Source organism: Actinomadura geliboluensis, from assembly GCF_005889745.1.
GTDB classification, from domain to species: domain Bacteria; phylum Actinomycetota; class Actinomycetes; order Streptosporangiales; family Streptosporangiaceae; genus Spirillospora; species Spirillospora geliboluensis.
This window is the reverse complement of sequence record NZ_VCKZ01000270.1, coordinates 1-13,159: the sequence shown is the minus strand read 5'-3', so window position 1 is coordinate 13,159 and position 13,159 is coordinate 1. Positions and strand designations below refer to the sequence as shown.

General features: G+C 73.1%; 18 protein-coding genes. 7 read left to right on the top strand and 11 right to left on the bottom strand.

Annotation, left to right across the window (positions count from 1 at the left end):
- Positions 1–356, top strand: a 356-nt coding sequence (locus ETD96_RS29915; protein ID WP_138639839.1) for a MerR family transcriptional regulator, incomplete at its 5' end; no start/stop codon positions are given.
- Between the two features lie 3 nt (positions 357–359).
- On the opposite strand, the gene ETD96_RS29910 is transcribed toward ETD96_RS29915, so the two are convergent.
- Positions 360–821, bottom strand: coding sequence for a nuclear transport factor 2 family protein (locus ETD96_RS29910; RefSeq protein WP_138639838.1), 462 nt, complete (start codon positions 819–821; stop codon positions 360–362).
- Between the two features lie 90 nt (positions 822–911).
- On the opposite strand from ETD96_RS29910, the gene ETD96_RS29905 reads away from it, so the two are divergent.
- On the top strand, positions 912–1,496 hold the full coding sequence (locus ETD96_RS29905) for a TetR/AcrR family transcriptional regulator (RefSeq protein WP_138639837.1): 585 nt from the start codon (positions 912–914) through the stop codon (positions 1,494–1,496).
- Here ETD96_RS29905 and ETD96_RS29900 read toward each other — a convergent pair.
- The 9 genes from ETD96_RS29900 to purU form a co-directional block, all read right to left on the bottom strand.
- Positions 1,464–1,910 (bottom strand): winged helix-turn-helix transcriptional regulator, encoded by a 447-nt coding sequence (locus ETD96_RS29900; protein WP_138639836.1) that lies wholly within the window; start codon positions 1,908–1,910, stop codon positions 1,464–1,466. The genes ETD96_RS29905 and ETD96_RS29900 overlap by 33 nt on opposite strands.
- Before the next feature lie 15 nt (positions 1,911–1,925).
- Positions 1,926–3,089 carry a thiolase family protein gene (locus ETD96_RS29895; RefSeq protein WP_138639841.1) on the bottom strand — a complete coding sequence of 388 codons (1,164 nt, stop codon included), beginning with the start codon at positions 3,087–3,089 and terminating at the stop codon, positions 1,926–1,928.
- A 109-nt stretch (positions 3,090–3,198) separates the two neighbouring features.
- Positions 3,199–3,783 carry a hypothetical protein gene (locus ETD96_RS29890; protein ID WP_138639835.1) on the bottom strand — a complete coding sequence of 195 codons (585 nt, stop codon included), beginning with the start codon at positions 3,781–3,783 and terminating at the stop codon, positions 3,199–3,201.
- Between the two features lie 296 nt (positions 3,784–4,079).
- Positions 4,080–4,232 carry a hypothetical protein gene (locus tag ETD96_RS45155; protein WP_171069297.1) on the bottom strand — a complete coding sequence of 51 codons (153 nt, stop codon included), beginning with the start codon at positions 4,230–4,232 and terminating at the stop codon, positions 4,080–4,082.
- 47 nt (positions 4,233–4,279) lie between these two features.
- Positions 4,280–4,951 (bottom strand): response regulator, encoded by a 672-nt coding sequence (locus tag ETD96_RS29885; RefSeq protein ID WP_138639834.1) that lies wholly within the window; start codon positions 4,949–4,951, stop codon positions 4,280–4,282.
- Entirely contained in the window at positions 4,948–6,549 is a 1,602-nt protein-coding gene (locus tag ETD96_RS29880; RefSeq protein ID WP_138639833.1) for a sensor histidine kinase, read from the bottom strand. The genes ETD96_RS29885 and ETD96_RS29880 overlap by 4 nt, the downstream gene beginning before the upstream one ends.
- A 263-nt stretch (positions 6,550–6,812) precedes the next feature.
- Entirely contained in the window at positions 6,813–7,376 is a 564-nt protein-coding gene (locus ETD96_RS29875) for a hypothetical protein (protein ID WP_138639832.1), read from the bottom strand.
- Positions 7,377–7,473: 97 nt separating this feature from the next.
- Positions 7,474–8,106, bottom strand: a complete 633-nt coding sequence (locus ETD96_RS29870) for a DUF6286 domain-containing protein (protein WP_240808322.1) — start codon at positions 8,104–8,106, stop codon at positions 7,474–7,476.
- Positions 8,107–8,229: 123 nt separating this feature from the next.
- Positions 8,230–9,078, bottom strand: coding sequence for a formyltetrahydrofolate deformylase (gene purU / locus ETD96_RS29865; RefSeq protein ID WP_138639830.1), 849 nt, complete (start codon positions 9,076–9,078; stop codon positions 8,230–8,232).
- 155 nt (positions 9,079–9,233) lie between these two features.
- Between purU and ETD96_RS29860 the strand changes: the two genes are divergently transcribed.
- From ETD96_RS29860 to ETD96_RS29845, 4 genes are read left to right on the top strand one after another with little or no spacing between them, the layout of a single operon-like run.
- On the top strand, positions 9,234–10,163 hold the full coding sequence (locus ETD96_RS29860) for a CE1 family esterase (protein WP_138639829.1): 930 nt from the start codon (positions 9,234–9,236) through the stop codon (positions 10,161–10,163).
- Between the two features lie 58 nt (positions 10,164–10,221).
- Positions 10,222–11,406 carry an amino acid deaminase/aldolase gene (locus tag ETD96_RS29855; RefSeq protein ID WP_138639840.1) on the top strand — a complete coding sequence of 395 codons (1,185 nt, stop codon included), beginning with the start codon at positions 10,222–10,224 and terminating at the stop codon, positions 11,404–11,406.
- Between the two features lie 16 nt (positions 11,407–11,422).
- Complete coding sequence (locus ETD96_RS29850) at positions 11,423–12,085, top strand: SIMPL domain-containing protein (protein WP_132178718.1); 663 nt, start codon at positions 11,423–11,425, stop codon at positions 12,083–12,085.
- A gap of 32 nt (positions 12,086–12,117) precedes the next feature.
- Entirely contained in the window at positions 12,118–12,411 is a 294-nt protein-coding gene (locus ETD96_RS29845; RefSeq protein ID WP_138639828.1) for an anti-sigma factor family protein, read from the top strand.
- On the opposite strand, the gene ETD96_RS29840 is transcribed toward ETD96_RS29845, so the two are convergent.
- Complete coding sequence (locus ETD96_RS29840) at positions 12,362–12,673, bottom strand: DUF3618 domain-containing protein (RefSeq protein WP_132178720.1); 312 nt, start codon at positions 12,671–12,673, stop codon at positions 12,362–12,364. The genes ETD96_RS29845 and ETD96_RS29840 overlap by 50 nt on opposite strands.
- Before the next feature lie 135 nt (positions 12,674–12,808).
- On the opposite strand from ETD96_RS29840, the gene ETD96_RS29835 reads away from it, so the two are divergent.
- Positions 12,809–13,159: peroxiredoxin (locus tag ETD96_RS29835; RefSeq protein WP_138639827.1), on the top strand; the 351-nt coding region annotated here is incomplete at its 3' end.

Here is a 13,159-nt window from a genome sequence, read left to right as displayed (position 1 = left end):
GCATCGGTGAGCTGGCCCGGGTCGCGGGGACGACGCCGCGCGCCCTTCGGCACTACGAGGAGGCGGGGCTGATCTCGTCGCGGCGGGCGTCCAACGGCTACCGGATCTACGACGAGCGCGCGGTCGTGCGCGTGCGGAACATCCGGTACCTGTTGGGCGCGGGGCTCACGCTCGACGACGTCCGGGCCTTCTCCGCGTGCCTGGACGGCGATGTGGCCGCCGCGCCCCCGGCGGAGAAGAACCTGCGGATCGCGTTCGACCGGCTCGCGGTGCTGGACGCGCGCATCGCCGCCCAGATCGAGGCCCGCGACCGCCTCGCCGCCGTGTTGCGGGAGGCGACCGGGTGTCGTGTTTGAGCGTTACCGGAGTGGGATGTCCCGGCCGTGTTCGGCGGTGGGGCGGGGGCCGTGGATGCGGCGGTCGGCCTCGGTGATCGGGACGTCGTTGATGCTGGCCTCGCGGCGGCGCATCAGGCCGCGGTCGTCGAACTCCCACAGCTCGTTGCCATAGCTGCGCCACCACTGCCCGGCGGCGTCGTGCCATTCGTACTGGAAGCGGACGGCGATGCGGTTGCCGCGGAAGCCCCACAGGCTCTTGCGGAGCGCGTAGTCCTGCTCGCGCTCCCACTTCTCGGTGAGGAAGGCGACGATCTCGTCCCGGCCGGTGACGAAGCGGTCGCGGTTCCGCCAGACCGAGTCGGGCGTGTAGGCGGCGGCGACGCGGTGGGGGTCGCGGGTGTTCCAGGCGTCCTCGGCGGCCTGGACCTTCTGCAGCGCGGTCTCCTCGGTGAACGGCGGGTAGGGCGGGCGGTCGTCGGCCATCGGATCCTCCTCATGTTGAGAACGCACGTTCTCTATCGGCGTCCACTAACCTAGGGAACGACCGTTCTCAACGTCAAGCCAGGAGCGTCGATGCCGGCCGCGATCACCGAGGAGCAGCAGGAGTCCGACCGCCGCCGGCTGCTGGACGTCGCCGAGGACCTCTTCTACCGGCGGGGCGTCCAAGCGGTCGGCATGGACGAGCTGCGCGCCGCTTCAGCGCTGCCCCTCAAGCGCATGTACCGGCTGTTCCCCACCAAGGAGGCCCTAGTCGTCGCGATGCTGGAGCGCCGCGACCGGCGGTGGCGCGGGAGTCTCGCCGAGTACGTGGGTGGGGTGGCCGATCCGCGTGAGCGCGTGCTCGCGATGTTCGACTGGCTCGGCGCTTGGTTCGCCGAGCCGGGGTTTCGTGGGTGCGCGTGGGTGAACGCTCATGGGGAGCTTGGGCCGTCCGCGCCTGCGATCACGGCCGTGGCGCGCGCGCACAAGCGCGCCTTCCATGACCAGGTGGTCGAGCTCGTTTCCGGCGTCGATGCGTCCCTCGCCGAGGCGGTCTATCTGCTCGCTGAAGGGGCGATCGTGGTGGCGGGCGTGCAGGGCGACCCGTCGGCCGCCGAGCGGGCCCGGGCAGGCGCCCAGGCCCTGCTAGGAGGTCAGGGCGCCGCGGCCGGTCGGTGAGTGCGCGCCGGCACGGGCCTCGTCGCCGCAGTGCCGGCACACGACCACCGGGCTGACCGTCTCGCCGCACGAGTGCCGCCACTGGACGGGCGGGTCGTCCGGGTGCAGGTGCCGGTCGCCCCACGCCATCAGCACCAGCAGGACGTCGCACAGCTCCAGGCCCGACGGCGTCAGGTGGTACTCGAAGCGGGCCGGACGGTCGCTGTAGCGCTCGCGACGGACGATGCCGTTCGCCTCCAGCTTGCGGAGCCGCGACGTCAGGATGTCGCGGGGCGCGCCCGTGTTGCGGACGATCTGGTCGAAGCGCCGCACCCCGTAGGACAGCTCCCTGATCACGAGCAGGCTCCAGCGCTCGCCGACGAGGTCCAGCGTGTCGGCGACCGAGCACTCGCGGGGAGCGGCGTCCTTCGGCATACGACGCAGCCTATGTCAGAGCCGCTCGACGATGGTGGCGTTGGCCTGCCCGCCGCCCTCGCACATGGTCTGCAGGCCGAACCGCCCGCCGCGGTCCTCCAAGGCGTGCAGCAGCGTGGTCATGATCCGCACGCCGCTGGCCCCGAGCGGGTGCCCGATGGCGATCGCGCCGCCCCGCACGTTGACCTTCGCCAGGTCGGCGCCCGTCTCCCGCTGCCACGCGAGGACGACCGGCGCGAACGCCTCGTTCACCTCGAACAGGTCGATGTCGTCCAGCCGCAGCCCGGCCCGCTTGAGCACCTTCTCCGTCGCCGGGATGATCGCGGTGAGCATCAGCAGCGGGTCGTCGCCGGTCACGGTGAGCGCGTGGAACCGCGCCCGGGGGCGCAGCCCGAGCCGCTCGGCGACGTCCGCCCCCATGACCAGGACGGCCGCCGCGCCGTCGTTGACCGGTGACGCGTTGCCCGCGGTGACCTTCCATCCGATCTGCGGGAACCGCTCGGCCATCCGCTCGTCGTAGTAGGCCGGCTTGAGCCCGGCGAGGATCTCCGGGGACGTCCCGGGACGGACGGTCTCGTCCCACTGCCCCGTCCAGACGACCTCCCGGTCGAACTCGCCGTTCTTCCACGCCTCGGCGGCGCGGCGGTGCGACTCGTAGGCGTAGGCGTCGAGTTCCTCCCGCGCCAGGTCCCACCGGTCGGCGATCAGCTCGGCGCTGATGCCCTGGCCGACGAGCCCGTCCGGGTACCGCTCGCGCAGGCCCGCCCCGAACGGGTCGCTGCCGGGCAGCACGTTCGACCCCATGGGCACCCGCGACATCGACTCGACGCCGCACGCGATCGCGATGTCGTAGGCGCCGCTCTGCACGCCCTGCGCCGCCAGGTGCAACGCCTGCTGGGACGACCCGCACTGCCGGTCCACGGTCATCGCCGGGACGGTCTCGGGGAACCCGGCGGCGAGCACGGCCGTCCGGGTGAGGTTGAGCGCCTGGTCCCCGACCTGCGTGACGACGCCGCCGATGACGTCGTCCACTTCCCCGGGCTCGATCCCGGCCCGCTCGACGAGGGCCTTGAGCGTCCGCGCCAGCAGGTCGGCCGGGTGGTCGCCGTGCAGCGCCCCGTTCGCCTTCCCCTTGCCGACCGGGGTCCGCACCGCCTCCACGATCACCGCGTCCCGCACGGCCACCACCTCCGTTGTGTTTTCCAACTCACCCGCAGTATCCCCACCCCGAGTTGGAAAACACAACCCACCCTGCCCTGTGCCCCGCCTCACACTCGGGGGTCGAGGCTCAGAGCTTGCCTTCCAGGTGGACCGGCGGGTGGCCCAGACGGGCGGCCAGGGCGGCGATGAAGTCGGGACGGAGGGGCGGCCAGTTCCAGAAGGTGAAGCCCAGGTGGCCCAGGGCGAAGTAGTCGTCGGCCCACTGCCATGCCTGCGGGTCGACGGGCCGCTCGCAGGTCGGGCAGGTCTTGACCACCTTGTCGCCCTCGTCCCAGCCGTGCACTACATCGCGGAACGGTTCCCAGGCTTCGAGGACGAGTTCGAAGGTCTCGCTGACCAAGGTGTACTCGGTGGCGCAGTGAGGGCAGGTGACCGCCCAGGGCTCCCCTTGGCCGGCGTCGAACACGGTCTGGCCGGTCTTGATGTCCAGGCCGTTGCTCCACAGGTCGCGCCAGGAGTCGTCCGTGCCGTCCACCACGTCGTTGACGCGGGGGCCCGGCGGGTGGCCCGTGGGGGCGCCCAGGACGCAGTCGGTGCGGTCCGGGGAGATGACGCCGGACGCGATCAGCCAGTCCCGGATGTCGGCGGCCAGGCGGTCGGCGTCCTCAAGGGCCGCGTGGATGTCGGCAAGTGTCTGGAAGTAGTCGCCCATGGCGTCGCACCGTAGCGGTGCGGGCCGACAGGCGGGCGCGCAGCCGGCAGGCGGGCATGAACGGGCCCGGGGGCCGCGATCGCGGTCCCCGGGCCGTCGGGCCGCTCAGCGGGAGGGGCCCATGCCGTGGTACGTCCGTTCCCTCCATGCGTCGAAGGGCCCCGTGGTGGAGCCGCCCGAAACATTACGGTCGGACAAGCATTCCTCCTTCATCCCCTCGACGTTCCGTTCACTTACGGACATTAGCCCCATAGGAGGGTTTTTCCTCTCAATGGGGCTCAAAGGTGTCGTCAAAGCTAGCCGCCCTTGAACATGGCGCGCATCTTGCGGGCCGCGTCGCCCGGTTTCTTCTTCTGGGGCGCGGCCTTCGCCTCCTCCGCGCGCGGACGCTCCTTCTCGCGCTCGCGCTCGTTCTCCGTGCCCTTGGGCTTGCCAGGCTTGTCCGTCACGACAACTCCCCCGATGTCGCTTCACTGTCCACCCATAGGTACCCCGTCTAGCCCGGGTAGAAGCGCACCTCGGGACGGCCTACCTGGCCGTAGTGGGGTTTGCGGTGCGCCAGACCGTTCTTCGCCAGGTACTCCAGGTACCGGCGCGCCGTGACGCGGGACACGCCGGTGAGGTCGGCCGCGGCGGCGGCGGAGAGGCCGTCGGACGCCCGGGACAGCACCTCCGTCACCGCCTGCAGCGTCTCGCCGCTCATGCCCTTCGGCAGCGCGCGGTGGTCGGGCGTGCGGAGCGTGGCGAGCATGCCGTCCACGTCGGCCTGGCCGCTGACCTCGCCGGTCCCGACGGTCTGCGCGCGGAAGCGGGCGTAGCGGTCGAGCTTGTCGCGCAGGGACGCGAACGTGAACGGCTTCAGCAGGTACTGGACGACCCCGACCGACACCGCCGAGCGGATCACCGCCAGGTCCCGTGCGGAGGTGACGGCGATGACGTCGATGTCGTGACCCCCGGCGCGCAGCGCCCGGCAGACGGTGAGGCCGTGCGTGTCGGGCAGGTAGAAGTCGAGGAGGACGACGTCCACGGACGTGCGCTCGCAGAAGCGCAGGGCCTCCGCCCCCGAGTGGACGACCCCGGCGACGGTGAACCCGGCGACGCGCTCGACATAGGTGCGGTGCGCCTCGGCGGCGACCGGGTCGTCCTCGACGATGAGCACCTCGATCATCGCCGCTCCAGGGGCAGCCGGACGGTGAACACGGCGCCCGCGTCCCGCCCCACCCGGACGTCGCCGCCGTGCCGCCGGACGGCCTGGCCGACCAGCGCGAGGCCGAGCCCGTGCCCGACCGGCCCGCCGGACGACTTGGTCGTCCAGCCGCGCCGGAACATCTCGGGCACCGCCGCCGGGTCGACGCCCGGCCCGCTGTCGGACACCTCCAGCAGGAGGGTGCCGGCGTCCTCGCGGGCGCTGACGGTGACGCGCGGCGGCCGGACGGACGCGTTCTCGATCGCCGCGTCCACCGCGTTGTCGATCAGGTTGCCCAGGATCGTGACGAGGTCGCGGGCCTCCACCGTGCCCTCGATCGCGGTGTCCTCGCTGATGACGAGCTCGACGCCGCGCTCGGCGGCCTCGGTCGACTTGCCCAGCAGCAGGGCCGCCAGCACGGGTTCGGTGACCGACCCCACGACCCGGTCGGTGAGGCGCTGCGCGGTCGCCAGCTCGGCGGTCGCGAACGCCACGGCCTGGTCGGGACGGCCCAGCTCGACCAGCGACACCACCGTGTGCAGGCGGTTCGCGGCCTCGTGGGCCTGCGAGCGCAGCGACTCGGCGAAGCCGCGGACGGTGTCCAGCTCGCCGGTCAGGCTCTGCAGCTCGGTGTGGTCGCGGAACGTGACGACATTGCCCATCGCCTTGTCGCGGGACCGGACGGGCGAGGTGTTCACGACGAGGACGCGGGTGTCGCCGACGTGGATCTCGTCCGAGCGCGGCCTCGGGGACTCCAGCGTGGCGACCAGCTCGTCCGGCAGGCCGAGGTCGGCGACCGGGCGGCCGCGCGGATGCTCGCGCAGGTCCAGCAGTTCGCGGGCCGCGTCGTTGCACAGCACGACCCGGCCCGACCGGTCGAGGATCAGCAGCCCCTCGCGGACGGCGTGCAGGATCGCCTCGTAGTACTCGAACATCTCCCGCAGCTCGCCGGGCGCGGTCCCGCGGGTCTGGCGGCGCAGCCGGGCGGAGACGAGGTAGCTGCCCGCCATCCCGGCGGCGAGCACCACGCCCGCGACGGCGCCGAGGGCCAGCAGCCGCTGCCGCAGCTCCGCGCTGATCACCCGGACCGTGATGCCGACCGCGACCAGCGCCACCACCCGGTGCCGGTCGTCGAAGACGGGCGCGACGCTTCGCACGGACGGGCCGAGCGTGCCGGTGTAGGTCTCGGTGAACGTGCGGCCCGCGACGGCGGGCGCGGTGTTGCCGACGAAGTGCCCGCCGATCCGGGACGGGTTCGGGTGCGTGTAGCGGATCCCGTCCGGCGTCATGATCGTGACGAAGTCCACGCCGGTGTCGCGGCGGACGCGCTCAGCGTACGGCTGCAGCAGCGCGCTCGGGTCGCGGGCGGCGAGCGCCTCCCGGACGTTGCGCGCGTCGGCGATGCTCGCCGCGACGGCCGTGACGGTCTGCTCGGCGGCGTCGTCGGCGGCCCGCCCGGCGTCCCAGTAGGCGAGCACGGCCCCGGCCGCGACGAGCAGCCCGACGATCGCGGCCTGCAGCACCAGCAGCTGGCGGGCCACGCTCCAGTCGCCGGGAGCCGCCCAGCGGGGACGCCGCATCGGACGATCGCACCTCCCTCGCGGAACACGCCGTGAACGAAATGTACACAAGCGTGACCGTTACCACGGGACCGCGCATAGTGACGGATGCGGCGGCCGCAGCCCCCGCCGACCTTGCTTCCGTGCGGCCTCCCCCACCGCGGTGCGCCCCCCGTGTGCATGCGCCGACCGTCCAGGCGCATGGGCGCCCCGCCGGGTAGCGGGCGCCCGTCCCGATTCGACCGGGACGGGCGCCGCTCCTCCCGGGCCGCGGGCCGGGCGCGTCAGGCGGTCTCGGGCTGCGCGCGGCGGCGCCGGGGACGGGCCGACAGCGGGCGGAAGCGGATCACCACCGGCAGGTCGGGCATCCCGAGGGCGCGGCGGTACCGCTCGACCGGGCCCGCGCCCAGCTCCCCGTACACCTCGCCGACCAGCGTGTCGCCCGCGCAGGAGACGTTCAGCAGCAGGCGCGGCCGGTCGGCCGTGCCGGTGAGGCGGACCCGGGCGTCCTCGACGCCGGGCAGCCCGCGCACGTCCCGCCGGAGCTCGCCGGCGGCGGCCCGCGCCCGGGCCCGGGTCTCGGCGTCGAGGTCCGGCCACCACTGGTGGACGAGGGTCCGCAGCTGCAGGACGAGCCACAGCTGCCCCGCGAGGGCCAGCAGTTCGGCGGCGGCCGCGGCGGACGGCAGGAACCAGTCGGTGCCGCCGGCGAAGCGCGTCACCTCCGGGGCGAGCAGCGGCCCCGCCGACAGCGGGCCGAACGCGTCGAGCGCGCCCAGCCCGAGCGCGGCGGCGGACGCGCCGGCCAGCAGCAGCACCGCCCCGGTCATCGCGATCGCGATCCGCATCTCAGTCCCTCCGCCGCATCGTCAGTCCTCCCGCCGCATGCTCAGCGCTCCCGCCGCATCGTCAGCTCACACCGCATGGTCAGCTCACGCCGCATGGTCAGTCCTTCCGCCAGCCGAGCCGGACGTCGACCGGCGGCCGGTACATCGGCTCGATCCGGTCCAGCCGCTCCTCGGCGGCGGCGCGCACCAGCTCCGGCAGGTTCGCCGGGTTCCGGTAGTGGGTGCCGGCCCGGACGACCAGCCCGCGACGGACGATCCCGAGCCCGCGCACGCGGACCCGCTCGATGCCGGGGACGTCCAGCACCGCCTCGGCGACCGTGCGGCGCAGCGCGGCCCGTCCGATGAGGCCGGCCTGGCGGGGGTCGGTGCCGTCCAGCGGGACGCCGCGCAGCCGGCCGGGCAGCGCGGCGGCGAGGAACGCGGCGCCGAGGACGGCGACGCCCGCCGCCGCCGCGATGACGGCCGGGTCGTCCCAGGTGCGCCCGCGCAGGACGTCCGCCAGCGCGGCGACGCCCGGCACGGGGTGGACGGCGGAGCCGAGCGCGGCGGCCAGCAGCTCGATCGCGGCGACCCCGCCGGTCACCGTCAGCAGCAGCGCGGCGGCGACCCCGGCGAACGCGCGGCGCGGCCGGAACGCGCGGACGGCGAGCCGGCGCGCGCCGCGCCGGTCGCGCGACTCGTCGATCAGGTCCTTGACCAGCGCCTCGGCCATCGCCACCCCCGTGAGCATCGGCACGCCCGACATCGTCACCCATGGTGACGCGAAATCACGCGGAGTGAAACTCGCCATGCCGACATCTCACGGAAAAGCGCAGGTCAGAAGATCAGCCCGCCAGCGCCGCCGCGCGCCGGGTCAGCGGAAGACGACCGTCCGGTCCCCGTTGAGCAGCACGCGGTGCTCGGCGTGCCAGCGCACCGCGCGGGCCAGCGCGAGGCACTCGACGTCGCGGCCGACCGCGACGAGCTCCTCGGGGCTGTGGGTGTGGTCGACGCGCGCGACCTCCTGCTCGATGATCGGCCCCTCGTCCAGGTCGGCGGTGACGTAGTGGGCGGTGGCGCCGATCAGCTTCACGCCGCGCGCGTGCGCCTGGTGGTAGGGGCGGGCGCCCTTGAAGCTCGGCAGGAACGAGTGGTGGATGTTGATGATCTGCCCCGGCAGCTTCGCGCAGAAGTCGTCGGACAGGATCTGCATGTACCGGGCGAGGACGACGAGGTCGGCGCGGTAGTGCTCGACGAGCGTCAGGATCTCGGCCTCCTGCGCGGGCTTGCCGCCGGGCCCGGCCGGCAGGTGGTGGTAGTCGATCCCGTACGACTGGGTGAGGGGCCGCAGGTCGGGGTGGTTGGACGCGACCGCGACGATGTCGATGTCGAGCAGTCCGGACCGCGTCCGGTAGAGCAGGTCGTTCAGGCAGTGCCCGCCCTTCGACACCATGATCAGCACGCGTGGGCGGTCGGCCAGCGCGTGCAGCCGCCACTCCAGGGCCAGCTCGGGCACCAGCGAGGCGAACGCGCCGCGCAGCTCGTCGGGGTCGGTGTCGGCCAGGGCCGCGAACTGGACCCGCATGAAGAACGTGCCGGACTCGCCGTCGCCGAACTGCTGGCTCTCCACGATGTTGCATCCGCGCTCGGCCAGCAGCCCCGAGACGGCCGCGACGATGCCGGGCCGGTCCGGGCAGGAGAGGGTCAGGACGAATTCGTTCAACGGTCTCACTCTTATCGCGACGCGGCAGCTCAAACGGGTCGCTACGAGCTTACGCGGCCCCTGCCCGTCCCACCGACGCCCTTTCACATCGGCGGGAGCCGGCTCGTCTACTGATGAGTAGTTTGAGGTGCTTTCTTGAGGTTACGTTTGCCTCCATGCGTCGCATCGCGCTCCTCGTCCTCGCCGCCGCCCTCGTCCTCGCCGCCTGCACGGAGCAGACCGGCGGCAAAGGCGGGGGCGAGCCGCGCCCGGCGACGGTGGACGGCATCCCCGCCTCGGCGGGCACGCACAAGCAGAAGATGGACGTGGGCACGTTCGGGCACCGCGAGTTCCTGCTGCACGTCCCGTCCAAGGTGGCGGGCGGCAAGTGGGAGGACGGCAAGCCGGCCGACGCGCCCCCGCTCGTCATCGCCCTGCACGGCGGGCTCGCGAACATGGGCAAGATGGAGGACCTGACCGGCTTCGACGACCTCTCCGACGAGCACGGCTTCCTCGTCGCGTACCCGGACGGGTTCATGACGACCTGGAACGCGGGCGACTGCTGCGGCGCCGCGAAGATCGGGAACATCGACGACGTCGGGTTCCTCACGAAGCTGATCGACAAGCTCACCGACGCGGGGCTGGCCGACCCGAAGCGCGTCTACGTCACCGGGTTCTCCAACGGCGCGGGCATGGCGTACCGGATGGCCTGCGAGAAGCCGGACAAGGTCGCGGCGATCGGGGTGGTCGAGGGCGCCCTCGTCACCAAGTGCGACCCGAGCCGCCCCGTTTCGGCGATGATCTTCCACGGGACGGCCGACCGGAACGTCCCGTTCAACGGCGGCGGCGACCGCGACTTCAACGACAAGCGCCCGTTCCCGCCCGTCTCGAAGGCGGTCGAGTTCTGGCGCGAGCGCGCCGGGCTCCCCGAGCCGCGGGAGCGGGTCAAGGCGCGCGGCGAGGGCACCGACTGCACGAGCACCGGGAAGGGCGACCAGGGGATCGCGGTCACGTTCTGCAAGATCCAGGGCGGCACCCACAACTGGCCCGACGAGGCGAGCCCCATGCTCTGGGACTTCTTCGCGGCGCACCCGCGCAAGGGCTGACCGAAAGCGGTACGTGAGAGCTTTTCACATTAGCCGGTAGTGTGGCAGTGTGACGACCATGAACCTCCGGGACCGCTACGACGCCGCGACGGCCGGGATCGAGGCGCCGTTCGCCGCCGTCGACCTGGCGGCCTTCCGCGCCAACGCCGAGGGCCTGCTGCGCCGGGCCGCCGGCAAGCCGATCCGCGTGGCGAGCAAGTCGGTGCGCTGCCGGGCGCTCCTGGAGGACGTCCTCGCGATGGACGGGTTCGCCGGGATCATGGCGTTCACCCTGCCCGAGGCGCTGTGGCTCGCGTCCGAGGGCGTCAGCGACGACATCCTCGTCGCCTACCCGACCGCCGACCGCACCGCCATCGCCGCGCTCGCCGAGAACGAGGCCGCCGCCCGCACGATCACGCTCATGGTCGACTCCCCCGAGCACCTCGCGCTGATCGAGGACGCCGCCGGCGACCGGCGCATCCGGGTCTGCATCGACATCGACGCCTCCTACCGGCCGCTCGGCGGCCGGGTCCGGATCGGCGCGCTGCGCTCGGCGCTGCGCACCCCCGCCGAGGTCAGCGCGTTCGCCGAGCGCATCCTCAAGCGGCCCTCGCTCGACCTCGTCGGGCTGATGGCCTACGAGTCGCAGATCGCCGGCGTCGGCGACGTCCCGCCCGGACGCCCCGCGCGGGGTCGCGTCATCCGCGCCATGCAGCGGCAGTCGCGGCTGGAACTGGCCCGGCGGCGCGCCGCGATCGTGCGGGCCGTCCGGGACCTGACCGACCTGGAGTTCGTCAACGGCGGCGGCACCGGCAGCGTCGAGAAGACCGCCGCCGAGCGCGCCGTCACCGAGGTCGCGGCGGGCTCCGGGCTCTACCAGCCGCACCTGTTCGACCAGTACTCCAACTTCAGCGGGCGGCCCGCCGCGCTGTTCGCGCTGCCCGTCGTGCGGCGCCCCGCGCGCGGCGTCGCGACCTGCCTCGGCGGCGGCTACCTGGCGTCCGGCCCCGCCGACGCGGTGCGGCTGCCGCAGCCGTACCTGCCGACCGGGCTGTCCTACGACCCGAACGAGGGCGCCGGCGAAGTGCAGACGCCGCTGCTCGGGCACGCCGCCGACCTGCTCTCGGTCGGCGACCGGGTCTGGTTCCGCCACACCAAGGCCGGCGAGCTCTGCGAACGCTTCGCCGCCCTCCACCTGATCGAGGACGGCCGGTACGTCCGAACCGTCCCCACCTACCGAGGCGAGGGCCAAACTTTCCTGTGAGGTCTAGGTTGGGAGCATGAGCGATGCTCCCATGATCAGTGTTCGCGGCGAGGCGGTGCTGGAGGCCGAACCGGAGATCGCGCGGCTGTCGGTGCACGTCCAGTCGCAGGAGTCCGACCGGCGTGCCGCCCTCGACCGGCTCACCGAGCGCAACCAGCGCTGCCTCGACCTGGTCAGGTCCTACGGCGAGGCCGTGGAGAGGGTGGAGACGGGCGGGCTGTCGATCACGCCGCTGCTGAAGCAGAAGCGGCGCGAGGGGGACGTCCGCGCCTACCGCGGCACGGTCTGGATCAAGATCACGGTCGGCGACTTCGGGATCCTCGGCGAGCTGGTCACCCGGCTCGGCGACATGGAGCGCACCTACGTGGACGGGCCGGAGTGGGAGCTGCGGCGCGAGAGCGAGGTGTACGGGCGGGCGGCGCGGCAGGCCGCGCACGAGGCCGTCGAGCGCGCCCGCGGCTACGCCGAGGCGCTCGGCTCCCGGCTCACCGGGCTGGTCGAGCTGTCGGACGAGGGCCTCGGCCGCCAGGAGCCGAGGCCCGTCATGATGGCCGCGTACGGGGGCGTGGCCCCGGAGGAGCCCGAGCCGATCGACCTGGAGCCCGCGACGCAGATCGTCCGCGCCACCGTGGAGGCCCGCTTCACCGTGACCCAGCCCGACCTCGACGCGTCCCGCTGAACGGGCCGGGCCCGGCGCCCGTACTCCATGATGTGGGAGGACCGGACTGCGGGGAGTTCCGCATCGGCCTCGGCGTGTACGCCCTGGGACGGCTGCCGGGCGCCGAGGCGGACGAGCTGTCGGCGCATCTGCGCGGCTGCCCGCCGTGCCGCGCCGAGCTCGCCGAGCTGCGCGGCGTCGCGGAGCTGCTCCGCCGCACCATCGCGCACAAGCGCATCGTCCCGGCGCGCAAAGGCGCCGGCCGCGTCATGCGGACCGGCGCCTCCGGGACGAGGTTCAGCGGCGCTTGCGCCTACGGTTCCAGAGGATCAGGGCGGTCACGGTGACGGCGGCGCCGATGCCCGCCGCCACCAGGCGCTTGTCGATCCCGCCGGACTCCTCGTCGTCGGACTTCTCGGCCGGCCGCACCACCGAGCCGACCGCCCGCGCGACCTGACCGGCCTCCTCCTTCAGCCGCTCGGTGCCCCGCTGCGCGACGTTCTTCGGATTGACCCGGGCGGCGAGCTCGTCGATGGTGCGGGCGAAGCTCTGGCGGGTGAGCTGGAGCTCCCGTTCCAGCGCGTCCGGGTCGCGGGCCCTGTCAGCCATGCCGTGTCCTTATCGTGTCGGGCGAATCCATGACCAGCGAAGTGATCCGAACAGTGTGGCAGGTCTTCCCGCCGGGCGTCCGCCACACCCCAGCCGGTACCGTTGGACGCACCATCCGAGCGAAAGGCGGACAGCGTGTCCGAGCGGCTGCAGCCAGGGGACGTCGCCCCCGAGTTCGAGCTTCCCGACGCCGACGGCGAACCGGTGTCGCTGGCCTCGCTGCGCGGGCGGCGCGCGATCCTGTACTTCTACCCGGCGGCCCTGACGCCCGGGTGCACCAAGGAGGCGGTCGACTTCCAGGGCAGCCTCGGCGACCTGGAGTCCGCGGGCGTCGCGGTCGTGGGAATCTCCCCCGACAAGCCGGCCAAGCTCGCCAAGTTCCGGGAGAAGGAGGGCCTGACCTTCCCGCTGCTCTCGGACGCCGGCACCGAGACCCTCCAGGCGTACGGCGCGTACGGCGAGAAGAAGCTGTACGGCCGTGTCGTC